This is a genomic window from Nonomuraea sp. NPDC049504 (assembly GCF_040676845.1).
GTDB classification, from domain to species: Bacteria; Actinomycetota; Actinomycetes; order Streptosporangiales; family Streptosporangiaceae; genus Nonomuraea; species Nonomuraea salmonea.
On sequence record NZ_JBFAPT010000008.1, the window covers coordinates 188,224 to 214,199 of the forward strand.

Genomic DNA, 25,976 nt, shown 5'->3' on the forward strand with positions numbered 1-25,976 from the left:
TCACCCGTCAGCGTGCGAAGCCTCACCCGGTGGCGTACAGGCCGGCGATGAGCGCTCCGAGGTCGGCGCCGTAGTTCTCGTGGTAGACCTGCGCCGAGCAGTAGACCGGGCCGCCCTGGCGGGTGAGGTTCGGCGTCCAGACGGCGGCGTTCTCCACGCCCGGATCGCTCATCGTCATGCCGGTGAGGGTGATGTCGTCCACACCGGCGTCCACGACGTAGTTGGTCACGGCCTTGCGCTCGTACAGACGCCATTGCAGCGTCGCGCTCGTCGCGCCGGCCAGCCGGGACGTGACGTCGGCCGTCGCCCGCACCCACGTGCCCGCCGTGTCGGCCGTGACGTCACGCTCCCAGACCACCGTGCCGTTGAGCAGGAGCTGCTTGACGTGGTGGCCCGCCGGATCCTGCGGCCCGCGGGTGTCGCTGTGGTGGAAGGTGATCCGCTTGACCGTCCCCGAGGTCACGGTGGCCGTCCGCGTCGCGCCGCACCACATGCCGGCCTTGGTCGCGGTGTTCTGCTGGACCACGAAGCTCAGCCGCCCGGAGCCCGTGCGGGCCAGGTTGTCGGCCGCGGGGCGCGTCCACGCCAGGTCGCGGGAGTGGTACGGGAGCTTGTACTGCAGGACGCCGGCCAGCTCACCGCTGCGGACGTGCTCGACACCCTTCCTGGTGACCGCCTCGACGTAGGACACCGTGGGCTTCTGGGCGGCGTGGCTCAGGGGGTAGGCGTAAGGCATCAGGTAGATCTCGGTGCCGGGCAGCCGCTGGGCGAGCTGCCGCACCTGGTGCGACAGGCTCCACGGCCAGGAGGTGTCGCGGTACGGCTCGTCGCGGAAGGGGAAGATCACCCCGTCCATCAGCGGGATCTGCTCGGCGACGAACGCGTCGGTGAACTGGGGGTGGTAGACGGTCGGGACGAATCTGAGGTCGGGGCTGATCGCCTCGGCCGCCGCCCGCATCTGCCGGAGGTAGGCGGGAGTGAACGTGCGGAGGTCGTAGGCGTAGTCGTCCACCGTCCAGCCGGTCAGGTTCGGGTGGCTCGCGGCGAGCTTGGCGATCTCGCGCGACCAGGCGACGTAGTCGTGCCTGAACGGCTTCGACACGCAGCAGCCCGCCTGGCTCGGCGAGTACACCAGCACCCAGACGTCGATCCCCGCCGCGGCGGCCGCGGGCAGGAACTCGTCGCGCAGGTCGGTCCACTGCACGTCGTCACCAGCCATCGGATACACGTAGGTGTTCGCGTTGATCGCCTTCAGCCCGGCGATGATCGCCTTGGTGTCGGTGTGCCTGATCCCGTCGGCGCGTGGTTGCTCCTCGCGTATGAGGTTGCCCACCGTGCCCAGGACGCCGGGGGCGGCGGCATGGGACGCGCCGGGAAGCATTGACAGCAGCACGACGAGCACGGTCGCGAGCGCGAGACGGGTCACGGGGGTCCTTCGCCAGGTGATCAGGGGTGAGACCGGTGAGCGTAATGGCGGGCGGTATGCGGACGGTATAGCTGGATCGTCACAAGCCGACGGAGCCCGGCTGGGGCGTCGAACTGTTCTTCGCCCGCACCGCCGATCGGGCACTGACCCGCGTCTGACCACCCGTCAGCGTGGCCTCCGCGTGCCGCCGGAAGGCCGCGACCAGCCGGCTCCCGTCGCCGGCGCGGGTGGCGAGCACGACCTGGCTCGGCTCGACGCCGCGCAGGGGGACGGTGGTCAGGGCGGGATGCAGGCCGGTGGCGTGGTCGAGGGGCGGGCCGACGGCCACCGCCCGCCCCTCGGCGATGAGCTCGTGCTTGTCCTCGAGGTCCTCGACCAGCGGGCCGTCGGGGGCGGGCCGCCCGTCGGGACGGGGATCCATCCGCCAGTAGGCGTTGAGCAGCGCGTCCGTACGCCGGACGTGGGGGATCGGCTCGCCGGCGATGTCGTCGAGGGTGACCGAGTCGCGGCTGGCCAGCCGGTGGTCGCGTGCGACGACCAGGACGCGGGGCTCGTCGTGGAGGACCGTGACGTGGAGCTGATCGGTGGCGAACGGCAGCCGGGTCACGACCGCGTCGACGCGGTGGTCGAGCAGGGCCGACCGCGAGTCGTTCCAGGCCAGCAGGCGGGTCTTCACCTCGGCGTCCGGCTCGGCCTGCCGCAGGGCGCGTACGGCGGGGGTGATGACCAGGCCGCGGGTGTAGCCGATGGTGATCTCATGGGTCTGCGCGGCGGCGCGGGCGCGGGCCATGGCCTGGCCCGCCGACCGCAGCAGCTCGCCGGCCAGGGGCAGGAAGACCTCCCCTGCCTCGGACAGGCGGGTGCCGCGCGTCGAACGGTCGAGCAACCGGGCGCCGAGCTGCTGCTCCAGACGCCGGATCTGGCGGCTCAGCGAGGGCTGGGTGGTGTGCAGGGCCTCCGCCGCGCGCCCGAAGTGGCGGTGCCCGGCGAGGACGACGAAGCACTGCACGAGCCTCAGGTCGAGATCGATGGGGTCGGGGAACGCGTCGGCCATCCGCCCAGGCTAGCCCTGCCCTGCGGTGATACGCGAGAGGTATGACCGCTGGCCCGGCTCAAGGCCTCTTGCGCGAGGTCAGTCGTAAGGGGCGGATCGTCACAAACAGCCAGTGGGTGGATCGGCGCGGTGACTAGAATTCGTGATCTTGGCTGACGACGGGAGCGTTCGCTTGAGCCTGGAGATCAAGTTCCTGGGTCCGCTGGAGGTCGAGGCGGGCGGCACGGTGGTCACGATCAGCGGGGCGCGGCGGATCGGCGTGCTGGTCCGGCTCGCCCTCGACGCCGGGCAGGTCGTGCTGACCGAGACGCTGCTGTCCGACGTGTGGGCGAGCAGCTCCGCCGTCACCGCCACCAAGCAACTGCACATCGTGATCTCGAAGCTGCGCGACACGCTCGGCCCCGACGCCATCGAGACCGTTCCTGGCGGCTACCGGCTCGCCGTCGAACGTGACCACGTTGACGTGCACGCCTTCGCCCACCTGTCCAGGCAGGCCCGCGCCGCCTGCGCGGACGGCGCCACGGCCACCGCGGACGCGCTGTTCCGCGGCGCGCTGGAGCTGTGGCGGGGGCCGGTGCTGACCGAGGTGGACACGCCCTGGGCGGGCATCGAGGCCGAGCGGCTGGAGGCGGAGCGGCTCAGCGTCCTTGAGGACCACGCCGAGCTGCGGCTGGCCGCCGGCGACCAGCGGGCCCTGGCCGGCGAGCTCGCCGGGCTCGCCCGGGCGCACCCGCTGCGCGAACGTCTCGCCGCCCAGCTCATGCTCGCGCTCTATCGGGACGGCCGGGCGCCCGAGGCGCTGGAGGCGTACCAGCGCCTGCGCCGGGCCATGGTGGACGAGCTGGGGATCGAGCCGGACGCGGAGCTCCGCCGGCTGCACCAGGCCGTCCTCGCCAAGGATCCCGCGCTCGACCTGCCCAGGACGCGGCGGCTTCAGCACGTCCCTCCGGCGGAGCTGCCCGCCGACGTCCAGGCGTTCACGGCGCGGACGGCCGAGGCGGAGCGGCTGCGGGCCGACCTGGTGCGGGCCGACCTGCTGAGCGACGCCACGGTGACCGTGATCGACGGGCCCGGCGGCGTCGGCAAGTCGGCGCTCGCCGTCCACGTCGCGCACGGCGTCGCCGACCGCTTCACCGACGGCGTCATCTACGTCAACCTGCACGGCTCCACCGCCAGGCTCGCCCCGCTCGCCCCCATCGAGGCGCTGCGCCACCTGCTGCGCTCGCTGGGCCTCGACGGCGCCGCCATCCCCTCCGAGACCGAGGAGGCCGCCGCCCGCTATCGCTCGCTCACCGCCGCGAGCGACCTGCTGGTCATTCTTGACAACGCCCGCAACGTCCGCCAGGTCCGCCCGCTCATCCCGGCCGGGCCCCGCTGCCGCGTGCTGATCACCAGCCGCGATCCGCTCGCCACCCTGAACAACGCCCGGCACCTGCACCTCGGCGGGCTCGACGACGCCAACGCGGCCACCCTGCTCACCCGGATCGTCGGAGTCGGCCGCATGGAGGCCGAGCCGCAGGCCGTCGAGGAGATCGTCCGGCTCTGCGGCGGTTTCCCGCTCGCGCTGCGCATCGTGGCCGCGCGCCTGGCCGCGCGTCCCGACCGGCCGCTCTCCCACCTCGCGGTCCGCCTCGCCGACGCCACCAGGCGGCTCGACCTGCTGGAGTACGCGGACCTCGCGGTACGCGCCGGCCTCGTGGTCAGCCACCAGCAGCTACGCGAGGAGCCCGCCGGCCAGGACGCCGCGCACCTGCTCTGCCTGCTCGGGCTGGCGGACCTGCCGGCGTACACGCCCGCCGCCACGGCCGCGCTGGCCGGCTGGCCGGAGCACCGCGCCGAGACCGCCCTGGAGCACCTGCTGGACGCCCGCCTGCTCGAACGCGCGGGCCCCGACCGCTACCAGCTCCACGACCTGGTCGGCCTGTACGCACGCGAGCAGGACCTCCCCGGCGACGAACGCGCGAGCGCGACCCGCCGCGTGCTGCACCACTACCTGGCCACCGCGCAACGGGCCGCCGACCTGCTGAACGACCACACGGAGGCCGGCCTGTACGCCACCGACCAGGCGGGTGAGGAGCTGCCCACGCTGGAGGCCGCCAACGCCTGGCTGGACGGGGAGCGGGACAACCTCCTGGCCGCGGTGCGCCAGGCGGCACGGCTGGCCGACGGCTCGGCGGTCGGGCTCGCCCACCACCTGCTGTGGCTGTTCGACCGCCGGGGATGGTTCGCCGAGGCACTCGAAGCGGGTGCGGAGGTGCTGCGGCAGGCCAGGGAGCGGGCGGACTGGCAGGCCCAGGTCAGCCTGCTGCAGGGGCTCGCCGGCATCCACCAGCAGGTCGGCGGTCTCCAGGAATCCGTGCGCTGCCTGGAGGACGCGCTGGCGTGCGTCGAACGGACGGAATCGCCCCGCAGGAAGGCCGGCCTCTACAACGACCTCGGCATCACCTACACCCAGATGGAGCGCTACGACGACGCGCTCACCGCGCTGCGCGGCGCCCTCGTCATCACCCAGGAGGAGGGGCGGACCCTGCACGAGGGGATGGTCCGCTCCAACCGGGCCCAGGTCTATCACCGGCAGGGAAGGCACGCCGAAGCCGAGGACGAGGCGCGGCTCGCCCTGGCGTTGACGGTGAAGGAGCAGGGCAACGCCGGCGCGGTGGGCGTCGCGCACGACACGCTGGCCGACTGCCTGCGGGCGCGGGGCTCGCTCGAGGAGGCGGTCGGCGAGTTCCGGATGGGCATCGAGTACCAGCGGGAGGCGGCCTACACCATGGGCCTCGCCGTGTCCCACTGGTGGCTCGGCCACACCCTGCACGACCTGGGCCGGCACGACGAGGCCAGGGAGTCGTGGCGGGCGTCGCTGGCGCTCCTGCGCGACGCCCGGCTGATCACGCCCGGCGAGGAGGCCCGCTACCTTGCGCAGCCGGTCCCCGACCTGCCAGAGGCGATCAAGAACCAGCTGTGAGCGCCGGGATATACCCGTGCCATACTGCGCCTGCGTAGGGTCTGGCCCTGATGAGACTCGAGATCGGGCTGCTCGGGCCCTGGCAGATCACGATGGACGGGCGGCCCCTGCCGCTGTCCGGCCACCGCCGCGTCGCTGTGCTGACGCGCCTGGCGCTGGACGCCGGCCGGCCCGTCACCACGCGGCAACTCGTCGCCGACGTGTGGGGGCGGTCCTCCACCACCACGGCCGCCAAACAGGTCAAGATCGTGGTGTCGAAGCTGCGCGACACGCTCGGCGCCGGCGCCATCGCGACCGTCCCCGGCGGCTACCTGCTCGACCTGCCCCGCGACCAGATCGACGCGCACCACTTCACGCTGCTGGCCGGGCAGGCGCGGGCGGCCCGCGACCGGGGCGAGCCCGGCACGGCGGACAGGTGGTTCCGCCAGGCGCTGGACCTGTGGCGGGGGCGGGCCCTGGCCTGGCTGGACGAGCCGTGGGCGCAGGTCGAGGCCAAGCGCCTGGAGGCCGAACGCCTCGCCGTCTACGAGGACCACACCGAGCTCCGGCTGGCCGCGGGCGACCATGTCGCGGTGATGGCGGACCTCGTTCCGCACGTACAGGCGCACCCACTGCGGGAGGGGCCGCGCGCGCAGCTCATGCTGGCGCTCTACCGCGCGGAGCGGCCGGCCGAGGCGCTCGCCGTCTACCAGGAGGGGCACGCGGCCATGGTCGGCGAGCTCGGCCTCGAACCGGGCGCGCGGCTGCGCCGGCTGCGGGACGCCATCCTCGCCAGAGACCCCGCGCTCGACCTGCCCGCGCCCACGCGGCAGGGCACGATCGTCCCGGCCGAGCTGCCCGCCGACACCCGGTCGTTCACCGCCCGGCAGGAGGAGGTGACGTGGCTGAGCGAGGCGCTGCTGCACGCGAACGTGGCCGTCATCGACGGGCCGGGCGGGGTGGGCAAGTCGGCGCTCGCCGTCCACGTGGCGCACACGGTGGCCGGGCGGTTCCGCGACGGCGTCATCTACCTCAACATGAACGGCTCCACGCCCGGCCTGCCGCCCCTGCCGGTGCCCGACGGCCTGGGCCACGTGCTGCGGTCGCTGGGTCTCGACGGGTCCGCCGTGCCGTCCGACGTGGAGGGAGCGGTGGCCCGCTACCGGGCGCTCACCGAGGGGAGCGAGGTGCTCCTCATCCTGGACAACGCGCTCGACGCCCGGCAGGTGCGGCCGCTCATCCCGGCCGGGCCGCGCTGCCGCACCGTCATCACCAGCCGCACCGCACTCGGCAGGCTGGACGCGGAGCTCGGGGACGTCCGCCGGCTGCACCTGGCCGGGCTCGGCCATCGGGACGCCGTCACGCTGCTGTCCAGGATCGCCGGTCCCGACCGCGTCGAGCGCGAGCCCGAGGCCGCCGCGGCGGTCGCCCGGCTCTGCGGCGGACTGCCGCTGGCCGTGCGCATCGCCGGCGCCCGCCTGGTGGCGCGGCCCGACCGGCGGGTGGCCGACCTCGCCGACCGCCTGGCCGACGCCACCCGCCGCCTCGACACCCTGCAGTACGACGACCTCGCGGTACGCGCCGGCATCGCGGTCAGCCACCGGCAGCTCCACGAGGAGCAGGACGGCCACGACGCCGCGCACGTGCTGCCGCTCCTGGGCCTGCTCGACACGCCGACCCACACCCCGGCCGCCACGGCCGCCCTGGCCGGCTGGCCTGAGCCACGGGCGGAGGCGGCCCTCGATCACCTGCGCGGCGCCCGGCTCGTGGAACCAGCGGGCCGCGACCGGTACCGCTTCCACGACCTCATCCGCCTGTACGCCAGGGAGCAGGCCGCCGAGTTGCCCGAGAACGAGCGCGCGGCCGCGCTCGACCGCGGCTACCACCACTATCTGGCCACGCTCAACACCGCCACCCTGCTCGTGCACCCCCAGCCCATGGAGCCGTACTACGAGGCCGAGCAGCCCGGCGTCCCGCTCGCCGACGCGCAGGAGGCCGGCAGGTGGACCGAGGCGGAGCGGGACAACCTCCTCGCCGTGACCCACCAGGCGATGGAGTCCGCGGTGCCGCACGTCGCCCTCGGGATGGCGCTGGGGCTGCACATGCCGTTCAACTACCGGGGCTGGGTCACCCACCTGGCCGACATCCACGCCGGCGCGGTCGAGCTGGCCGCGCGGTGCGGCGACCGGGCGGGTGAGGCGCAGGCGGCGGCGTACCTCGGCTGGGTCCACCGCGACCAGGGGCGCGACGAGCAGGCCATCGCGGACCTGGAACGGGCGGCGAAGTGCTGGGACGAGGCCGGGCTGCCGCACCGGCGCACCGGGCCCATCAACAATCTGGGGATCATCCACACCAAGCTGGACCGGCTCGACCGCGCCCACGCCTACCTGTCCGAGGCGCTGTCGATCGCCTTGGCGAGAGGCGAGGAGTACCAGCGCGGGGCCATACTCAACAACCGCGCGCACGTGCTCTACCGGCAGGGCCGCTACGACGAGGCCGTCGCCGAGGCGAAGGAGGCGACCGCGGCGTGGGCCGGCAGCCTGTACGGCGAGGGCCTGTCCCGCGAGACCCTGGCCCGCGCGTACATGCACGCCGGCCGCCTGGAGGAGGCCGCAGAAACCTTCCAGGTGGCGCTGACGCTCCTGCACGAGGGCGGCTACCGCATCGGCTACGCCGTCGCCGCCTGGTGGTCCGCCCAGACCCTGCACGCCCTGGGCAGGACGGACCTGGCGCGCAGGGACTGGCGCCGCTGCTTCACCGCGCTCCTGGAGGCCCGCCTGCTGACCCGTTCGGAGGTGGACGAGCTGCTGGCACAGCCCGTCCCCGCGATGCCTCAGCCGGTCAGGCACATGCTCTAGGCGGAAGCCCCGCCGGTCGGCGGCGGGGCTCGCGCACGTCACTCGACCGTGATGCGGTGAATGGCCTTGGCCGGGCCGGCCGTGATGTCACCTCCCCATGTCGCGAGGTAGGTGTAGCGGCCGGCGGTGGTGAGGGTGTCGGTGAGCGTGAACGTGCCGTCGGCGTTCAGGCGCACCGGCGGGAGCGTCACGCTGTCGCTGGCGTCGTCGACCTTGATGCTGCGCAGCACGGTGAACGTGGTCCACGAACCGAGCGACCGGCCGTTCGCCGTCAAGGTGCCGGTCAGCTGCACGGTCGTGCCGGCGGTGCCCGTCTCGGGGCCGTCCAGGGTGAGGGTGGACCTGTCCCTGGCGTTCAGGGCGGCGAAGGCGCCGGCGCGGCGGTAGCGATCGTCGCCCTCCCAGTACACCAGGTAGATCCACTCGCCCCGCTCCGGCATGGTGTCCTCGAAGCTGAACGTGCCGTCCTTACCGGTCCGCACGCCGGTGATCAGCTCCTTCCCCTCGTAGGTCGAGCGCCGGACCACAGTGAGCGGCTTGAGCGCGAGCGGCTTGCCGTCGGCACGGGTGAGCCGGCCCTCGATGGTGGCCGGCGAGCCGACGTACGCGTACGTCGGGGCCGTCACCGTCAGCGTGGAGGCCGGCAGCTCGGCGCCGGTCACCCGCCACAGCAGCAGCCGGTCCGTCGTGCTGCGCAGCAGCATGAAGACGTCGGAGCCGGAGAACGCGACGCCGTCCAGGAGTGCCTCGGCGTCCCACTGCTCGGCCCCGAACAGCGCCGTGCCGCTCGCGGCGTCGTAGACGGTGAGGTCGTTGTTGCCGTATTCGGCGGCCAAGGCGACGTAGGCGCCGTCGCCGCTGAGTGCCACGGCCGACGCGTAGCCGATCCAGCCGTCGCCGTATTCGCCGCTCACGGTCAGCGTGCGGGTGTCGAACCGGATGACGTCGTTGGGGCTGCTGGCCATGGCGAACAGCGCGGTGCCGTCGGAGCTCAGCGCGAGGTCGCGCAGGTAGTCCAGGTAGACCTGGTCGCCTTCGATGGTGCCGCGCAGCTCGGGGGTGTCGCCGCCGACGTCGTAGACCAGCAGGTCACCCTCGTGCACGCTGCGCTGGCCGACCACCAGCGTGTCGCCGGCGGCCGCGAGCACCGGAGCGCGCAGCTGCTCGCCGCCGACCGCCACCGGAACGGGGGCGGTCGCGCTCAGGTCGAGGCCGACGACGCCGCCCTTGCCGGTGTCGCAGCCGTGCCCCACCCACAGCCGCTCGCCCAGCAGCGCCAGGCTGACGGGGCACGGGTGTGACGACAGGTCGAGCCTGCGGGTGACGGCGAGGGTCGCGGTGTCGATCTCGGCGACCTCGTTGGAGCCGCTGAGCGCCGCGTACAGGCGGGCGCCGTCCTGGGCCATGGCCAGCTGGCGGACGCCGGACAGCCCGGTGATGACGTCGCCGGTGGGGGTGCCGGTGGCGTCGGCCACGATGACCCGGTCGTCGGCGCCGACGAACACCCGGCCGCCGCCGACGGCCAGGTCGGCGCTGTAGGCCTGGGTGGTCACCCCGAGGTCGGCGGGGGCGGTGGCCGCCGCGGCGGCGGGGGTGGCGATGGTGAGCAGGCCCGCGATCAGGCCGGCGGCGCCCAGGTGAGCGGCTAATCGGCGGACGAGGGAATGACGCACGAGAACCTCCGAAGACGATGGGAACGTACGTTCTAATAACGTCGTACGGAGGCTCTCGCGTCAAGATCGGCCACTCGCGTGACACCGAACCGTGATCATGCGAATTCCAGGATGGCGGGTTCGGGCGGACGGTGCGAATGTAGAGGCATGGCGACCCGCTGGAGGAGAACGTGGGAACCCCCGAGCTGACCACCAAGATCGTGCTTGCCGCCGTCCGCGACCACGGAGACGCGGCCTACGACTTCCTCATCGACGACTACCCGTCCGACCGGGTGATCGCCGAGTTCACCAAGGCGGCCAGGTCGGGCTTCACCACGTTCGGGGTGGCGGTGCACATGGCGTCGCTGACCGACAAGGGCCGTAAGGAGCTCGGCTGAAGGCAAGGGCCGTAAGGAGCTCGGCTGAAGGCGCCGGTCACCGGGCGAACGCCTGGAGCGCCTTCTTGAGCTGCCGTGAGTACGGCAGCGGGTCGCCGTAGTGCTCGGCGGTCCTGCTCGGGTCCTCCTTGAGCACGTGGCTGACCCCGGTCAGGCGGACGAACGTCGTGCCGGCCTTCCTCAGCCCGGTGGCCAGGTGCTCGACGTCCGCGCAGCTCACCTGGATGTCGGCGTCGCTGCAGCTCAGCAGCGCCGGGGTGCGGGGCTTGAGCCGGGCGGCGACCTTGGGCGGGTCGAGGCGGTCGATCTCCGACAGGAACTTCGCGTTCACGGGGGAGAGCAGGCTCGACAGGCCGCCGGGCAGGTTCGGCGGCACCGTGCCGTCGGCGCGCAGCGACGCGACGGCACGCGCCATGGCCTCCTCGATCTCCTTCGCCTGCGCCTCGGTGATGAGGCCCGCCTGCGCCTGGGCCCTGAGCTGGGCGGCGACCTGGGCGCTGATGACGTCGAGGTAGCGGCGGCTCAGCGGCTGGAGCAGGGCGACGCCGCGCACCGGGGTCTTCGACCTGGTGGCGAGCAGGAGGGCGAACAGCGCGCCCTCGCTGTGCCCGATGGCGGTGAGCCGGCGCCTGTCGACGCCGGGCCGCCTGGCCAGGAACGCCAGCGCCGCCTGGGCCTGCCGCTCGAAGACGCCGACGCCGACCTCGGCGACCTTGTCCGCGTACGGGCCGAGCCCGGTCTTGCCGGTGCCCAGCTTGTCGTAGCGCAGGCTCGCCACGCCCGCCTTGGACAGCAGCTCGGCCGTCGACTTCAGCGTGTTCACCCCGCTGAGCAGGGCGCTGTTGCCGTCGCGGTCGGTGGGGCCGCTGCCCGCGATCAGCAGCACCGCCGGGATGGGCCTGCCCGCGCGTGCCGGGTGGCGCCAGGTGCCGTACACGGTCATGCCGTCCACCCGGAAGCTCACCTCCTCCTCGACCCAGCGGGCCTGCACGGAGGCGGCGGCCGGGGGAGCGGCGGCGGCTCCGTCCACGTACGCGGCGGTCAGGAGGGTGAACGCGCACAGGCAGGACGTCAGGCGTGAGCGGACGGGCATGGGTCACTCCATTCCTCGGGGAACGTCACAGAGCGTCGGGGCGCAGGAGGTAGAACCCGGCGATCCTGCCGTCGTGGTCGTAGGTGACGCGCAGGGTCAGCTCGCCCGCCTCGAAGAACAGCGGGGCGTTCACGACGGTGTGGTCGGCCGCCTGGTGAGCCGTCGGCTCGCCCATGCGTTCGTAGCCGCCGATCGCGCCGACCACCTGCGCCCAGACCGTGGCGAGCTGGTCGGGGGAGAGCCCGGCGGCCATCGTCTCGTCGAAGTCGCGGCGCACCTCCTCCCACCGGCCGCCGACCAGGCCGGCGACCAGCGCCGCCGTACGGTCGGCCGCGCCGGGCAGGATCGTGTCGGTCATGGGAGCTCCTGTTCGCGGGTCGAGGGGCCGGCCGAAGCGCTGGAACGCCGCCTGCCTGCTGGAGCCCAGCACGTCGCCGATCTCCTGCCAGGTGTGCCCGGCCGTGCGCGCGCCGGCGACCGCCGCCCGCATGGCCTGATCGGCCACCCGCGCGAGGTCCCGAGCCGCCGCCACCGCCTCAAGCGGCGCGGCGGCGGCACTCAGCCGCTCCAGCAACCGCCCCGCGGCCTCCGCCAGGTCCGGTTCCGTTGCGTCGTCAATATTTCCTTTACGAGCGACCTCTGTCAAGTTCTCTTTTACGTGCTCCGCCTGCTCGCGAGCCCTCCGCGCCGCACTCCGACAGGTCGCATCGCAGTACTCACGCTTTCTCCCCCGCCCTGACCTGGCGGGAAGTGACTTCCCGCACTGGCGGCAGGCCGGGCCGTCGTACGACTCCACGCCGCTGCTCCTTATTTCGTGCCATGGTCGTTAGCACGTTATCGTAGCCCAGGGCAGCACGAAATGCAGTGGCAGGGCGAGGGCGGTGGCCGCTCACGCGTCGCCGGTCGTGGATCCGAGGCCGGCCACTGCTGACACCCGGCGGCAAGTCGAAACGCGGTAAGCGCTTGTTCCGGAAAAATAATTCGCATTCAGCTTCATATGTGATGGGGCCGCCGAAAAATTGCACGTGGCCGCGATGGGCCACTTCTCATGACAGCACGTTGAGCAATGTCTAGAATGCGGTGGCCGCTATCATCGAGGTGCCCCGAGGGGGTGGCCTGAGTGAGTGAAAAGACTCGGCTGAGTGTGACGGTCGTCGATGACTCCGCCGACCCCCAAGGTTTGCACGAGGCCACTTCGTGGCTCCGCGACGAACTCCTTCATCTCGACGTGGTGGTCAGCGCGGACGGTACGGATCCGGCCCCCGCAGGTGCCAGGGCCGACCTGGCACTGACGCTCGGCGGGCTGGTGATCGCGCTGACCGGTACGGAGGTGCTGGGCTCCATCGTCGGCGCGATCACCGCCTGGCTGGGGCGCAACCAGCACCGCTCCGTCAAGCTCGAACTCGATGGGGACGTGCTGGAGGTGACCGGCGTCAGGTCCGACCAGCAGCGAGAGCTGATCGACGCTTGGCTGCGCCGTAGGCAGACCGATGCCTCTCCAGCCTCCGGGCGACGGCTTGCGTTGATCGTGGCCGGCGATGAGTACCGGGATCCGGGACTGCGCCGGCTTCGCGCACCCGCGCAGGACGCCGAAGCCCTGGCGCGGGTTCTGGGCGACGAATCCATCGGTGGCTTCGATGTCCGTACGCTGTTGAATGAATCGACATCCGTGGTCAACGAAGCCGTGGAGGAATTTTTCGCCGACCGGCATCCTGACGATCTGCTCCTGTTGCATTTCTCCGGGCATGGCGTCAAAAACGACAGCGGCGATCTGTACTTCGCCACCACCACGACGAAATTGCATCGGCTCGGCGCGACTGCGGTCGCGGCCGAGTTCGTCAACCGGCAGATGTCCCGCAGCCGATGCCGGCGCGTGGTGCTTCTGCTCGACTGTTGTTACGCGGGCGCCTTCGCTCGCGGGGCACTTCCGCGGGCAGGCGCGACTCTCCATGTCGAAGACCAATTCGGCGGGCGGGGTCGTGTCGTGATCACCGCGTCGAACGCGCTGGAGTACGCGTTCGACGGGCTGGAACTGGCCGATGAGGCGGCGGCTTCGCCCTCCGTGTTCACCCGTGCGCTGGTCGATGGGCTGGAGACCGGTCTGGCCGACCGTGACCAGGACGGCTATGTAGGAGTGCACGAGCTGTACGACTACGTGTACGACCGGGTCCGGGCCGCCACCCCCAAACAGACTCCTGGCAAGTGGACGTTCGACGTTCAGGGTGACCTCATCATCGCCCGCCGGGGCCGGCCGGTCGCCGAGCCCACGCCGCTGCCGGACGATCTGCTGGGGACTCTCGAGCACCCCTTGGCGAAGGTCAGGTCGGGAGCGGTCGAAGAACTCGAACGCCTGCTGCGCGGACGGCACGCGGGACTGGCGCTTGCGGCACGACTGGCACTGGAGCAACTGGTCGACGACGACAGCCGGATGGTCTCACAAGCGGCGACCAAGGCTCTGAGCGCCGCCGGGGAAGCGTCGGCGGACGTACCCTCCCCGATCCCCTCCGCCGTGCCGAAGCACGTTGGCGCACGACAGCCGGCCCCAGAAGCGCCGCTGTCAACACGACTCGTCGAGCCACCGGAGCCGGAAGACAGGACAGACGCGTCGGTCGAGCCGACGAGCAGCACGTCGGCGACAGGCTCCTCGACGATGGCAACGGTGCCGGAGGCGGCGTCGTATGGGTCGCCCGTCCTTCGCGGTCCTGCTCTCATGGCCGCATTCTTCCTGCTCGTCGGCAGCGTCCTCCTACCCAGCCTCTCCTCTTGGCCCCGTCTCACGTTGGCGTTACGCGGGACCCACGATTACCTGGTCGGTCTCCCTCTCCCTCACGGCATCGTCATATGGGCCCTGGCACTCGCTGTCGCGGCGACGGCTGTAGGCCTTCTGCGGGAGGGGCGCCTCAGGAATGCGGCTCTGGGCGCGGCCGCAGGTCTGGGCGCCGTGGAACTGGGCCTGCTCGCCGGACTCGGTGGACTGGCGACCGTGGGCGACGACCTCGAGATCATGGTGATCATGGTGGGGGTGGCGCTCATCCTGCCGGTCGTGTTCCTGGAGGCCGTTCGATCACAGCCGGATGCGGCAGCGAGAGTGGGCAACTCCGTCGCCGCGATCATCTCCATCGTGATGGTCATCCTTCTCGTTTCGCATCCGTTCGGCGTGCTCCGTGCCGGCAACGGGGGAGCGGTGGTGTCGCTGTTGCTCGTCGCAGCCGCCGCGTTGCTGCTCAGGGCAGCCAAACGGCCGAGGGCGGGTCGGTCTCGGCTGCCGATCCTGTTCAGTGTGGTGACCGCGCTCCTCCTGTTCGTCGCTCTCGCCAAGTTCCCGACCACGAGTGAAGAGGTCGACGGAGTCGTGACCGCGTACTCCTGCGTCCTGTTCGTGCTCCTGGCGCTCGCCGTGGAGGTCGTCGGTGAACAGCCGGAGACGGTGGCGGTGGCTCAGGTCGTCGCGGTCTTCGGTCTGTTGACGAACCTCATCATCGCGTCACCGTTCATGGGCTTCATTGTGGTGCTGCTGGTGTCAGCGGGGGTGTGTGCGGCCATCTCCGCTGTTGCCGGCATGCCTTCCGTGATCGCGAGATGGCACGCGAGTACGGCAGCCGGGGTGCGCGACGCTCGTTGAGGTGGTTGCGCTGCGGATGGCCCCTGAGCCGCGCGTCAGACCCTGATGCCTTTGACGATGGCGGGGAGGTCGCGGATCAGGGGCTGGCCGGCCATCACGGTGACGACGACGCCGCTGCGTGGCACCCAGCCGACGTACCGGCCGTGGCCCAGTGCCCCGTCGCCGGTCTTGCCGAGGACCTTTCTGCCGCCCAGCCGCGCGGGCTTGCCGGCGCTCGTGAACGTGCCGAGGGCCACGGGGAGCTTCCGCAGGTCCTTCAGGTCGCGCGCCTTCGGCCAGCAGACCACCCGCACCCACAGGGATCGGTGAGCGCGGTCGGTGTCGTCGCGGTCGTCCGACCAGCGGTAGGCGTACTCGGTGACGCCGTCGTGCTTCGACGCCTCCAGCTCCCCGTAGGTGAAGCCCTTCGGGAGGTGGGCGACGCGGACCCCCTTGAGCGCTCGGGTGCCCTTGGCCGGCCTGTCGGTGCGTCCCTTCAGCTCCGCCTTCGACGGGGCGGGGCAGGTGGGAGCGGCGTGCGCGGGCAGCGCGATCAAGGTCGCGGCGGCGATGGGGGCCGCGGTGAGGGCGGCGAGGATTCTGATCGTTTTCATGCCGGGTTGGATGCCGGTCCGCGCCCATAAGTTGCGGCGAACGCCGATGGGCCGGCGCCCGCTGCCCGCGCCGCAAGGGAGATTCGAGTCGGCTGCCGTACCCAAGAGGGGTGTTGCTGGGTCAAGCCGAAAGAAGGGCCTGCATGTACGGACTGACAGTTCTGGTGCGCGCCGGCGAGCGGGCGGGCGGCCTCCCCCGGGGCGGCGGGCCGCGATGAGCACCGCCGACAGAGCCATCACCCTGCGCGCGATGCCTCGCTGGTACTTCACCCTGTTCACCAGCGACGCGCTCGAACGCTTCGGCTTCTACGGCCTGCAGGCCATCCTGGTGCTGTACGCCTCGGCCCCCGCCGCGAGCGGCGGGCTCGGCCTGCCGGTCACCGACGCGGCGACGTTGTTCGGCGCCTGGATCGGCTTCATGTTCATGCTGTCCATCGCCGGCGGCTGGCTCGGCGACCGGGTGCTGGGCAACCGGCGCGCGCTGGTCGCGGGCTGCCTGACGGGCATGGCCGGATACGTGTGCCTGGCGGTGCCCGCAGGCTGGGCGGCGGCGGTGGGCCTGCCGCTGGTGGCGATCGGCGGCGCGGTCTACAAGCCGAACCACCAGGCCATGATCAACATGATGTTCGCCGGGAGCCGGGGCCGCGAGGCCGGCATCTCGCTGATGTACGTCGCCACCCAGGTCTCGGCTTTGGCGGCGCCGCTGCTGGTCGGCTATCTGGGCGAGCGGGTCAGCTGGAGCCTGGCGTTCCTGGTCGCGGCGCTGGTCATGCTGATCACCGGGGTGCAGCTCCGGGTGAGCGCCGCCCAGTTCGGCGACGTCGGGCAGCGGCCGGTGCGGCCTTTGACGGCCGGCGAGCGGGCGGCCGCCGCGCGGCGTACCGGGCTGGCCGGCGGGGTGGTCCTCGCCCTGGTGCTCGGCCTGGGGCTGGCCGGGATGCTGAGCGTGTCGCTGGCGATCGGGCTGGTCGGCGTGTTCAGCGTGATCGTGCCGATCGTCGGCTACACCGTGGTCTACCGCAACCGCGGGCTCGGCGCGGACGACCGGCGCAGGCTGCGCGCGTTCCTCGCCGTGTTCCTGGGCTCCACGCTGTTCTGGATGATCGTCGCGCACGCCGCGTCGCTGCTGAACCTCTTCGCCCGCGACCACGTGGACCGCGTGGTGTTCGGCATGGAGATCCCGGCGAGCTGGCTGCAGGCGGCGACGCCGCTGTTCATCCTCATGCTCGCGCCGCTGATCGCGGTGACGCTGCCGGCGCTGTCGGGCCGCACCCACGTGCCGGTCAAGCTGGCCATCGGGCTCGTCCTCGTCGGCGGCGGCTTCCTCATCATGTCGCTGACCACGGTGTTCGCCGCGTCCGGCGAGAAGGTGTCACCGCTGTGGCTGGTCGTCGTCTACCTCACCCACGCGTGCGGCGAGGTCATCGTCGCCGCGGTGATCATCTCGGCCGCCGCCGACGTGCTGCCGGCCGGCTACATGGGACGCACGCTCGGCCTGATGTGGCTGTTCGCCGGGCTCGGCGGCGGGCTGGGCAGCGGCGTGGTCAGGCTCGCGGAAGTCGTCCCCGAGCCGATCTACTACCTCGGCCTCGGAGGCGTGGCGAGCGTCGTCGGGCTCGCGTTCGCGCTCGGCCGGCGGGCCCTCGCCAACGGGCTCGCGGCGGGCCTGGAGACACCGGCGGAGCGCCCGGAGAGCGACGCCGTCACGGAGGGCAGCCGATGAGCGAACGCAACGACCGGCCGGTGGTGACGGGCATCGGCGTCATCGCCCCCACCGGCATGGACACCGAGACGCACTGGCAGGCCACGCTGGCCGGCAAGTCGGGCATCGGCAGGATCACCCGCTTCGACGCCGGCGGCTATCCGGTGCGGCTGGCCGGGCAGGTGCCCGGGTTCGTCGCCGCGGAACGCCTGCCCAACCGGCTCATCCCGCAGACCGACCACTGGACGCACATGGGCCTGGCGGCGGCCGAGTCGGCGCTGGCCGACGCCCGCGTGGTGCCCGCCGAGCTGCCCGAGTACGAGATGGCGGTGGTGACCGCGAGCTCGTCGGGCGGCACCGAGTTCGGCCAGCACGAGATGGAGCGGCTCTACCAGAACGGGCCGTCCTGGGTGGGCGCGTACCAGTCGATCGCCTGGTTCTACGCCGCCACCACCGGCCAGGTGTCGATCAGGCACGGCATGCGCGGCCCCTGCGGGGTGATCTGCTGCGAGCAGGCCGGCGGCCTGGACGCGGTCGGGCAGGCGCGCAGGCTGATCCGGCGGGGCTCGCGCATCGTGGTGACCGGCGGCACCGACGCCTCGCTGTGCCCGTACGGGCTGGTCGCGCAGCTGTCCAACGGCAGGATGTCCACCGTCGACGACCCCGAGCGGGCGTACCTGCCGTTCGACGAGGACGCCTCCGGCTACCTGCCGGGGGAGGGCGGCGCGATGCTCATCGTGGAGAGCGCCGAGAGCGCGGCGCGGCGCGGCGCGACCGTCTACGGCGCGGTCGCCGGCTACGCGGCGGGCTTCGACCCCGCCCCGGGCTCGGACCGGCCGCCGGCCCTGCGCCGCACGATCGAACGCGCGCTCGCCGACGCCGGCACGTCGCCGTCCGCCATCGACGTCGTGTTCGCCGACGCCTGCGGCACGCCGGACGACGACCTGGCCGAGGCGCGGGCCATCACCGAGGTGTTCGGCCCGCGCGGCGTCCCGGTCACCGCGCCCAAGACCCTGACCGGCCGGCTCTACGGCGGCGGCGCCGCACTCGACGTGGCGACGGCGCTGCTCGCGCTGCGCGACGGCGTCGTCCCCGCCACCGCCGGCACCTCCCGGCTCGCGCCGGGCTGCGACATCGACCTGGTCCTCGGCCGGCCGCGCGACGGCGCGCTGCGGACCGCGCTCGTCCTGGCCCGCGGGCACGGCGGATTCACCGCCGCGCTCGTGCTCACGAAGTGAAAGGGAAGGGAACACCATGGATCTCGGCCTGAGCGGTAAGCGGGCACTCGTCACCGGCGGCACCCGCGGCGTGGGCCGCGGCATCGTGCTCGCGCTCGCCAAGGCGGGCGTGGACGTCGTCACCAACTACCGGCAGGAGGGTGAGAACGTCGTCTCGCTGGAGCACGAGCTCAAGCAGATCGGCGGCCGTCACGGCGTGCTGCGCGCCGACCTCACCGACCCCGGGCAGATCGCCGGCCTGCTGGAGCAGTGCGGCGAGCGGTTCGACGGCCGGCTCGACCTGGTGGTCAACAACGCCGCCGCGATCAGCCACGTCCCCTACGCCAAGCTCGACCTCGCCGAGTGGCAGCGCATCGTGGACACCAACCTCACCGCCGTGCACCTGACGATCCAGAACGCGCTGCCGCTGCTGGGCGCGGGCTCGTCGGTCATCGGCGTCAGCTCGAAGTCGATCGAGGTCGGCATCCCGCTGCGCGCCCACTACACCGCGACCAAGGCCGCGCTGCACGGCTTGTTCCGCACCCTGGCCAGGGAGTTCGGCCCGCAGGGCATCCGGTTCAACGTGGTGGCGCTCGGCATGATCTACACCGAGGCGTTCGACGCGATGCCTGAGGAGCAGCGCAACCAGATGATCGAGCGCTACTCCGGCAAGACCTGCCTGGGCCGGCTCGGCACCCCCGACGAGGTGGCGGGCGCGGTGATGTGGCTGGCAGGAGACCTGTCGCGGTTCGTCACCGGCTCCGTCGTGTCCGTGGACGGGGGGATCTCATGAGCCAGGCCCGGTTCCGCGTCATGCTGCGCCTGCAGATCAAGCCCGGGATGGAGCGCGAGTTCGAGCGGGTGTGGATGGAGGTCGGCGACTCGGTCACCACGCACCCGGCCAACCTCGGCCAGTGGCTCGCCCGCGACGGCGAGGAGAAGGGCGTCTACCACATCATGAGCGACTGGGTGGACGAGCCGCGCTTCCGCGAGTTCGAGCTGAGCGAGCGGCACCTGGAGCACCGCAAGAAGCTGCACCCGTACCGCTCGGGCGGGTCCATGAGCACGGCGCACATCGTCGCGCACCTGCCCGGCTCCACCTCGGAGGAGACGGCCACGCACGACGCGTGGGAGGAGGCGGCGCGATGACGGCTCAGGCGCCCGACGGGCACGGCGTCCGGGTGCTGCTCTACCACGCCACGGACGACCCGGCCGGCATCGAGGCGGCCTACCACGAGGCGAGCAACCGGCTGGCCGGGGTGCCCGGCCTGCTCGGCAACGAGCTGCTGCGCTCGGTCACCGACGAGGGCGACTTCGTGGTGGTGAGCACGTGGCGCAGCATGGAGGACTTCGAGAAATGGGAGCAGGGGCCGGAGCACAAGCGGCAGACGGCGCCGCTACGCCCCTTCCGTGACGGCAGGATGCGCCGGCCGTTCGCCGTCTACCTAGTAACAGCGTCCTACTAGCCAGGAGACCGGCTCGTGAAACTCGTTCCGAATGGGACTTCGCATACCACGATGGATCTGACCGACTGGCTGTCCTGCGCGGGCTGCGGGATGCTCGTCTACCGCAAGCGGTTCGACCGCATGGGCGGGGTGTGCCCCGACTGCGGCAGGCACGCGCCGCTGACCGCTGAGCAGCGGCTCGGGCGGCTGCTCGACCCCCGCTCCGGCACGACGGTGGAGCCCGCGCCGTCGGTGCACGACCCGCTCCGGTTCGAGGACCTGCTGCCGTACGCCGACCGGCTGGACACCGCCCGCTCGCGCACCGGCATGGACTGCGCGGTGCGGGTGGTGCGCGGCACCGCGCGCGGGCGCGGCGTCGTGGTGGCGGTCATGGACTTCCGCTTCCTCGGCGGCAGCATGGGCACCGCCGAGGGCGAGGCGGTCGTGGCCGCCGCCGAGGAGGCGCTGAAGCACCGGCTGCCGCTGCTGATCGTCACCGCGTCGGGCGGCGCGCGCATGCAGGAGGGCGCGTTCTCCCTGCTGCAGATGGCACGGACGAGCAACGCGATGGCGGCACTTGACGAGGCGGGCCTGCTGACGATCACGCTGGTGACCGACCCCACCTACGGCGGGGTGGCGGCGTCGTACGCCACGCTCTCCGACGTGATCATCGCCGAGCCCGGCGCCAGGATGGGCTTCGCCGGGCCCCGGGTGATCGAGCAGACCATCAGGCAACGGCTGCCCGAGGGCTTCCAGACCGCCGAGTTCCTGCTGGAGCACGGCCTGCTCGACGGCGTCGTGCCGCGCGCCGAGCTGCCGCAGGTGCTGCAGCCGCTGCTCGCCCTGGGCACGCCGGCCGAGCCCGGCTGGGGCGCGGCCGCCGAGGACCCGGTGATCCGCTACCCGGACCTGCTGCCCGAGCGCCCCGCCGCGCAGGTGGTCAAGCTGGCCCGCGACCTGGGCCGGCCGACCACGCTCGACCACGTCGCCGCCTGGGGCGGCGAGTTCGTGGAGCTGCGCGGCGACCGGGCGGGCGCCGACTGCCCCGCCGTGGTGGGCGGCCTGACCGACCTGGACGGCCTGCCGGTGATGGTGATCGGCCACCAGAAGGGCCACACCACCCAGGAGCTGGTACGCCGCGACTTCGGCATGCCGTCGCCGGCCGGCTACCGCAAGGCGGTGCGCCTCATGCGGCTGGCCGCGAAACTGCGGGTGCCGGTGGTCACACTCATCGACACGCCTGGAGCGCACCCCGGCCTGGAGGCCGAGCGGCACGGCCAGGCGCACGCGATCGCCGACTGCCTGCGGGTGATGGGCTCGCTCGACGTGCCCGTGGTCAGCGTGGTCACCGGGGAGGGCGGCAGCGGCGGCGCCCTGGCGCTCGCGGTGGCCGACCGGCTGCTGGTGTGCGAGAACGCCACGTTCTCGGTGATCAGCCCGGAGGGCTGCGCGGCGATCCTGTGGCGCAGCGGCGAGGCCGCCGCCACGGCGGCGGACGCGCTCGGCGTGGACGCGCCGACGCTGCTCGCCAACGGCATCGTGGACGGCGTCGTGCCGGAGCCCGCGGGCGGCGCGCACGTGGCGCCCGGGCAGGCGAGCGAGCTGGTGCGTGACGCGGTCGTGTGCGCGCTGCGCGAACTGCGCGAGCAGGACGGCGCCGCGCTGCGCGAGGCCAGGCGGCGGCGCCTGCGCTGGTTCGGCACCTACAGGGAGAAGGTGACTCTATGACGGACGGGCAGCAGCCGAGCGCCTGGGACGGCGCGCTGGCCGGCCTGGGCGCGCGGGACGCGGTGGCGATCCTGTGCCGGGGGCTGGCCGACGCCGTCCAGGCGGCGCCCAGGCCGCCGAGCAGGGCGTGCGTCCGGCTGGGCAACGCGAGCATCGAGGTCGAGTGGCCGGCGCTCGCCGAGCCCGCGCCCGGCGCGTACGCCCCGCCGGCCCAGGAGCCGGCCCAGGACACGGCGGACCCCGCCACCGACGCGGCGGGGCACACGGTGCGGGCCGAGCTGGTGGGCACCTTCTACCGCAGGCCCGAGCCGGGCGCGAAGCCGTTCGTCGAGGTCGGGGACCTCGTCGAGCCGGGCCAGCAGGTGGCCATCGTGGAGGCGATGAAGCTGATGAACCCCGTGACGGCGGACGTGGGCGGCCGGGTGTCGCACGTCCTCGTGGACGACGCCCAGGGCGTCGAGTACGACCAGCCGCTCATCGTGATCGACCAGGAAGCCGACGAATGACCGGGGACACGCGCCGCCCGTTCGACACCGTCCTGGTGGCCAACCGCGGCGAGATCGCGCTGCGCATCGTACGGACGTGCCGGGAGATGGGCATCAGGACCGTCGTCGTGCACTCGTCGGTCGACCGCGACTCGGCCGCCGTACGCGCCGCCGACGTCGCCACCCAGATTGGCCCGGGACCGGCGAAACGCAGCTACCTCTACCCGCCGGCGATCATCGAGGCCGCGCTGCGCACCGGCGCGCAGGCCGTGCACCCCGGGTACGGGTTCCTGTCCGAGGACCCCGACTTCGCGGAGATCTGCGCGGCCAACGGCCTCGTCTTCGTCGGCGCCCGCCCCGAGGTCATGGCGAGACTCGGGGACAAGGCGCTGGCCAGGAGCATGATGGCGGACGCCGGCCTGCCGGTGCTGCCCGGCACGCCCGAACCCGTCGGCACCGTCGCCGACGTGGTGGAGGCCGGGCGGCGCATCGGCTTCCCACTGATCATCAAGGCGGTGGCCGGCGGCGGCGGGCGCGGCATGGCGGTGGTGCGCAGGATGGAGGACCTGGCGTCCGCCTACCGCGCCACCGGCGCCGCCGCGCGCGCGGTGTTCGGCGACGGCCGGGTCTACCTCGAACGGCTGATGGAGCGGGCCAAGCACGTCGAGGTCCAGGTGCTGGCCGACGAGCACGGCTCGGTCGTGGCGCTCGGCGACCGCGACTGCTCCGTGCAGCGGCGGCACCAGAAGCTCATCGAGGAGACCCCCGCGCCCGGGGTGTCGCCCGGGGTGTCCGCCCGGCTCGCCGAGGCGGCGGTCGCCGGGGCGAAGGCGGCGGGCTTCACCGGCGCGGGGACGTTCGAGTTCCTGGTGGCCGGCGAGGAGTTCGCGTTCATCGAGGTCAACTCGCGCATCCAGGTCGAGCACCCGGTCACCGAGGCGGTGACCGGGATCGACATCGTCCGCGAGCAGCTCTGGATCGCCGCCGGCCGGCCGCTCTCCTTCTCGCAGGAGGACGTCCGCCCGCGCGGCGTCGCCGTGGAGTGCCGCATCAACGCCGAGGACCCGGAGCGGGACTTCGCGCCGAGCGCGGGCACGCTGAGCGAGTTCGTGCCGCCGGGCGGCCCGTTCCTCCGCGTGGACACGCACGCCTACGCGGGGTACGCGGTGCCGCCCGACTACGACTCGCTGCTGGCCAAGGTGATCGCCTGGGGGCCCGACCGCGAGCAGGCGATCGCGAGGATGGAGCGGGCCCTCGCGGAGTTCCGCATCGAGGGCCGCGGCGTCCGTACGACGAAGGCGCTGCTGCGGGCCGTGCTGGCCGAGCCGGCCTTCCGGGCGGGCAGCCACACCACGTCGCTGCTGACCGAGGGCGTCTCGATGAACGGGACGCCCGCCCGCTCGGCGGGTTCACCCCCGGGTGCGAGCCGGGGGTGAACCGCCGAGGCGGGGTCAGGAGACGTGCGCATGTCCGGCACCGACGGCTCGGTAAGCGGCCGAGCCGTCGACCGGGCCCGCGTCCGCGAGCAGCAACCGCCCCGCCGCCCGCACGCTGGGTAGGAAACGGTAGTGCAGGTCCCCGTCCGTTCCGAGTTCGGCGACCATCAGCTGGAACTCGACGAGCTCGTCCAGCAGCGACTCCGTCTGCGCCTCGGTCATGTCGAGCAGGCACGAGGCGAAGCGCGGTGTGAACGTCGAGATGTCCAGCCTGGTGAGCTTGCGGAAGGCCCGCTGGACGCTCAGCGGGGCCAGCCGGTAGCTCAGCTCCACGCTGGCGTACAGGAACAGCTCGTGGTGGTTGGGCGTGCCGGGTTCGGACGGCAGGCCGCTGCCCTTGACCACCTTGCTCAGCGGCCAGTGCCGTCTGAGCTGCAGCAGCGCGGCGGCCGCCTGCAGCGCCGTGGGCAGGCCGTCGCAGAGGCGCACCAGCTCGCGGGCGGCGGCCTCGTCCTCCATGACGCGGTGCTTGCCGAGCACGTTGGTCAGCAGCCGCAGGCCCTCCTCGACGTTGAGCGGGCCCACCTCCACGACCGCGGTCACCACCGGCGCCGACAGCTGCCTGCGCGCGGTGACCAGGACGCCGCAGTCGGGGCTCGCCGGCACCAGCGGAAGGAGCTGGTCGGCGCGGACCACGTCGTCGAGGGTCACCAGCACGTGCCGGTCGGCCGTCCAGGTGCGGAAGAGCCGGGAGCGCTCGCTCAGCGTGCCGGGGATGCGGTCCTCGGGCACGTCGAGCGCGCGCAGGAACTCGGCGAGCACGTCGCGGGGGTCGGCGGGGCGGCCCTGGGCGTCCACCAGCCGCGCGTAGAGCTGGCCGTCGGGGTAGGGGCCGTTGGCCCGGTGCCCGACCTGCGCGCACAGCGCGGACTTGCCGGATCCTGGTGGACCGGTGATGACGACCACCGGTGGCGCGTGATGCTGCCGCGCGGACAGTGCCCCCAGCACGGCGCCGACCTGCGGCTGTCGGCCGACCAGGGCGGTGCGCTCAGGCGGGAGCTGGCGCGGCGGCCTCGTACGGCTCAGCATGACGGGCGCCCTGGGCTGGGGGAGTGCGAGGCTTTCGTCGGCCGCCAGGACGGCTCGGTGCAGCTGTTCGAGGTCGCTGGACGGGTCGAGGCCCAGCTCGCTGGCGAGTGTGTTGCGGGTGCGCTGATAGACCTGCAGCGCCTCGGAGCGCCGGCCCGCGCGGTGCAGCGCCAGCATCAGCTTGCCCTGGAACCCTTCGTGGGTGGGCTGCTCGGCGGCCAGCCTGGTGAGCTCTCCGAGCAGCTCGTGGTGCCTGCCGAGGTAGAGGTCCGCCTCGATGCGGCGTTCGAGGGTGTTCCTGTTGATCTCCTCGAGCCGCAGCACCTCGGCCCGCAGCACGGGGCCGTGGCCGACGTCGACGAGCGCGGGCCCGCGCCACAGGCGCAGCGCGTGGGAGAGCGTCTCGGCCGCGGCGTTCATGTCGCCCGCCTCGAGCTCTCTCCTGCCCTGGTCGGACAGGCGCTCGAACCGCGTGGTGTCGAGCATGTCGGGGTCGAGGAACAGCGCGTAACCGTAGGGAGAGGTACGCAGTGCGGCGTCGGCGGGTGTGTCACCCGCGCCGCGCCCGTCCGGCGGCGTGCCCAGTCGCAACAGCTTGCGCAGCTGGTAGATGTACGTCTGCAACGTGGTGGTCACACTCGCCGGCGGGTTGTCCTCCCAGAGCTCCTCAATGATCTTGTCGGTTCTGACGACGATGCTCGACTGGACGGCCAGCAAACTGAGCACCGTGCGCAGTTTGGGGGCCGACGGCGTCAGGACGACGCCATGTCTGAGCACTTCCATTGGTCCGAGCAGGTTGATTTCCACCACCACACGCACCGTCCCCTGCATCCATTGGCCGGCGTACGTGCGGGAGGACCCCGCACGCCGCGCGCCATGCGTCTGCTTACCCGAGAGCGTGCGCCGACAGCGTTGAGACGTCACCCCGTTGTCGTCGGCCACACTGGACGATCTGCTTCCTCAAGGGAATTTAGCAGATGCGTGTTACAAGATCTCGAAATTCACTCGAAGATCACTGGGTTTCGGTGGATAGTGGTACTTGACTGAGAATATTGCCACATCTGACTAATGGCATCAGGGAAATCCCTGAACCTGGCCCCTACTTTCCGGCGCCGCCTTCCTGTGCAGATGCCCGTCAACGAGCCGTACGCGATTAGCGGCGAGCCTGTGACCTGGGTATATCCCGGGTATGCCGAATCGCGGCCCTTACCGGCGAGTAGTGGTGATCCCTGGT

At 72.4% G+C, this 25,976-nt stretch carries 19 protein-coding genes; 12 read left to right on the top strand and 7 right to left on the bottom strand.

The annotated features are described in order from the left end of the window. Positions 1–22 precede the first annotated feature (22 nt). Entirely contained in the window at positions 23–1,426 is a 1,404-nt protein-coding gene (locus AB0K28_RS17750; protein WP_364370886.1) for a hypothetical protein, read from the bottom strand. A gap of 79 nt (positions 1,427–1,505) precedes the next feature. Next, the gene (locus tag AB0K28_RS17755) at positions 1,506–2,480 is read right to left on the bottom strand and encodes a LysR family transcriptional regulator (RefSeq protein WP_364370888.1); all 975 of its coding nucleotides are present in this window, start codon (positions 2,478–2,480) and stop codon (positions 1,506–1,508) included. Positions 2,481–2,652: 172 nt separating this feature from the next. On the opposite strand from AB0K28_RS17755, the gene AB0K28_RS17760 reads away from it, so the two are divergent. Further along, positions 2,653–5,445 carry a BTAD domain-containing putative transcriptional regulator gene (locus AB0K28_RS17760; protein WP_364370890.1) on the top strand — a complete coding sequence of 931 codons (2,793 nt, stop codon included), beginning with the start codon at positions 2,653–2,655 and terminating at the stop codon, positions 5,443–5,445. Positions 5,446–5,495: 50 nt separating this feature from the next. Beyond that, positions 5,496–8,282 carry a BTAD domain-containing putative transcriptional regulator gene (locus AB0K28_RS17765; protein ID WP_364370892.1) on the top strand — a complete coding sequence of 929 codons (2,787 nt, stop codon included), beginning with the start codon at positions 5,496–5,498 and terminating at the stop codon, positions 8,280–8,282. A 38-nt stretch (positions 8,283–8,320) separates the two neighbouring features. Here the strand turns inward: AB0K28_RS17765 and AB0K28_RS17770 are convergent, their stop codons facing one another. Next, a complete protein-coding gene (locus AB0K28_RS17770) occupies positions 8,321–9,955 on the bottom strand; it encodes a hypothetical protein (RefSeq protein WP_364370894.1) in 1,635 nt (544 codons plus the stop codon). A gap of 170 nt (positions 9,956–10,125) precedes the next feature. Here AB0K28_RS17770 and AB0K28_RS17775 point away from each other — a divergent pair, with 170 nt between their 5' ends. Beyond that, positions 10,126–10,332 carry a hypothetical protein gene (locus tag AB0K28_RS17775; RefSeq protein ID WP_345388468.1) on the top strand — a complete coding sequence of 69 codons (207 nt, stop codon included), beginning with the start codon at positions 10,126–10,128 and terminating at the stop codon, positions 10,330–10,332. A gap of 37 nt (positions 10,333–10,369) precedes the next feature. Here the strand turns inward: AB0K28_RS17775 and AB0K28_RS17780 are convergent, their stop codons facing one another. Continuing rightward, a complete protein-coding gene (locus AB0K28_RS17780; RefSeq protein ID WP_364370896.1) occupies positions 10,370–11,425 on the bottom strand; it encodes an alpha/beta hydrolase in 1,056 nt (351 codons plus the stop codon). A gap of 25 nt (positions 11,426–11,450) precedes the next feature. Continuing rightward, positions 11,451–12,071 carry a DUF3887 domain-containing protein gene (locus tag AB0K28_RS17785; RefSeq protein WP_364370898.1) on the bottom strand — a complete coding sequence of 207 codons (621 nt, stop codon included), beginning with the start codon at positions 12,069–12,071 and terminating at the stop codon, positions 11,451–11,453. Between the two features lie 474 nt (positions 12,072–12,545). Here AB0K28_RS17785 and AB0K28_RS17790 point away from each other — a divergent pair, with 474 nt between their 5' ends. Further along, on the top strand, positions 12,546–15,047 hold the full coding sequence (locus AB0K28_RS17790) for a caspase family protein (RefSeq protein WP_364370900.1): 2,502 nt from the start codon (positions 12,546–12,548) through the stop codon (positions 15,045–15,047). 35 nt (positions 15,048–15,082) lie between these two features. Here AB0K28_RS17790 and AB0K28_RS17795 read toward each other — a convergent pair whose 3' ends face one another. Continuing rightward, positions 15,083–15,640 carry a hypothetical protein gene (locus tag AB0K28_RS17795; RefSeq protein ID WP_364370902.1) on the bottom strand — a complete coding sequence of 186 codons (558 nt, stop codon included), beginning with the start codon at positions 15,638–15,640 and terminating at the stop codon, positions 15,083–15,085. 250 nt (positions 15,641–15,890) lie between these two features. Here AB0K28_RS17795 and AB0K28_RS17800 point away from each other — a divergent pair, with 250 nt between their 5' ends. From AB0K28_RS17800 to AB0K28_RS17835, 8 genes are read left to right on the top strand one after another with little or no spacing between them, the layout of a single operon-like run. Beyond that, positions 15,891–17,363: an oligopeptide:H+ symporter gene (locus AB0K28_RS17800; RefSeq protein WP_364370904.1), complete on the top strand. Its 1,473-nt coding sequence runs from the start codon at positions 15,891–15,893 to the stop codon at positions 17,361–17,363. Then, positions 17,360–18,580 carry a ketosynthase chain-length factor gene (locus AB0K28_RS17805; protein WP_364370906.1) on the top strand — a complete coding sequence of 407 codons (1,221 nt, stop codon included), beginning with the start codon at positions 17,360–17,362 and terminating at the stop codon, positions 18,578–18,580. Before AB0K28_RS17800 ends, AB0K28_RS17805 begins: the two co-directional genes overlap by 4 nt. A gap of 16 nt (positions 18,581–18,596) precedes the next feature. Then, positions 18,597–19,352 carry an SDR family oxidoreductase gene (locus tag AB0K28_RS17810; protein ID WP_364370908.1) on the top strand — a complete coding sequence of 252 codons (756 nt, stop codon included), beginning with the start codon at positions 18,597–18,599 and terminating at the stop codon, positions 19,350–19,352. After that, positions 19,349–19,708: an antibiotic biosynthesis monooxygenase gene (locus AB0K28_RS17815; protein ID WP_345409349.1), complete on the top strand. Its 360-nt coding sequence runs from the start codon at positions 19,349–19,351 to the stop codon at positions 19,706–19,708. The genes AB0K28_RS17810 and AB0K28_RS17815 overlap by 4 nt, the downstream gene beginning before the upstream one ends. Then, entirely contained in the window at positions 19,705–20,025 is a 321-nt protein-coding gene (locus AB0K28_RS17820; protein WP_364370910.1) for an antibiotic biosynthesis monooxygenase, read from the top strand. Before AB0K28_RS17815 ends, AB0K28_RS17820 begins: the two co-directional genes overlap by 4 nt. 51 nt (positions 20,026–20,076) lie before the next feature. After that, on the top strand, positions 20,077–21,732 hold the full coding sequence (locus tag AB0K28_RS17825) for an acetyl-CoA carboxylase carboxyltransferase subunit alpha/beta (RefSeq protein WP_364370912.1): 1,656 nt from the start codon (positions 20,077–20,079) through the stop codon (positions 21,730–21,732). Next, positions 21,729–22,238 carry an acetyl-CoA carboxylase biotin carboxyl carrier protein gene (accB, locus tag AB0K28_RS17830; RefSeq protein WP_345388450.1) on the top strand — a complete coding sequence of 170 codons (510 nt, stop codon included), beginning with the start codon at positions 21,729–21,731 and terminating at the stop codon, positions 22,236–22,238. Before AB0K28_RS17825 ends, accB begins: the two co-directional genes overlap by 4 nt. Continuing rightward, positions 22,235–23,653, top strand: a complete 1,419-nt coding sequence (locus AB0K28_RS17835) for a biotin carboxylase N-terminal domain-containing protein (RefSeq protein ID WP_345388448.1) — start codon at positions 22,235–22,237, stop codon at positions 23,651–23,653. The genes accB and AB0K28_RS17835 overlap by 4 nt, the downstream gene beginning before the upstream one ends. A 15-nt stretch (positions 23,654–23,668) precedes the next feature. Here AB0K28_RS17835 and AB0K28_RS17840 read toward each other — a convergent pair whose 3' ends face one another. Beyond that, positions 23,669–25,573 carry a BTAD domain-containing putative transcriptional regulator gene (locus AB0K28_RS17840; protein ID WP_364370915.1) on the bottom strand — a complete coding sequence of 635 codons (1,905 nt, stop codon included), beginning with the start codon at positions 25,571–25,573 and terminating at the stop codon, positions 23,669–23,671. Between the last annotated feature and the right edge of the window lie 403 nt (positions 25,574–25,976).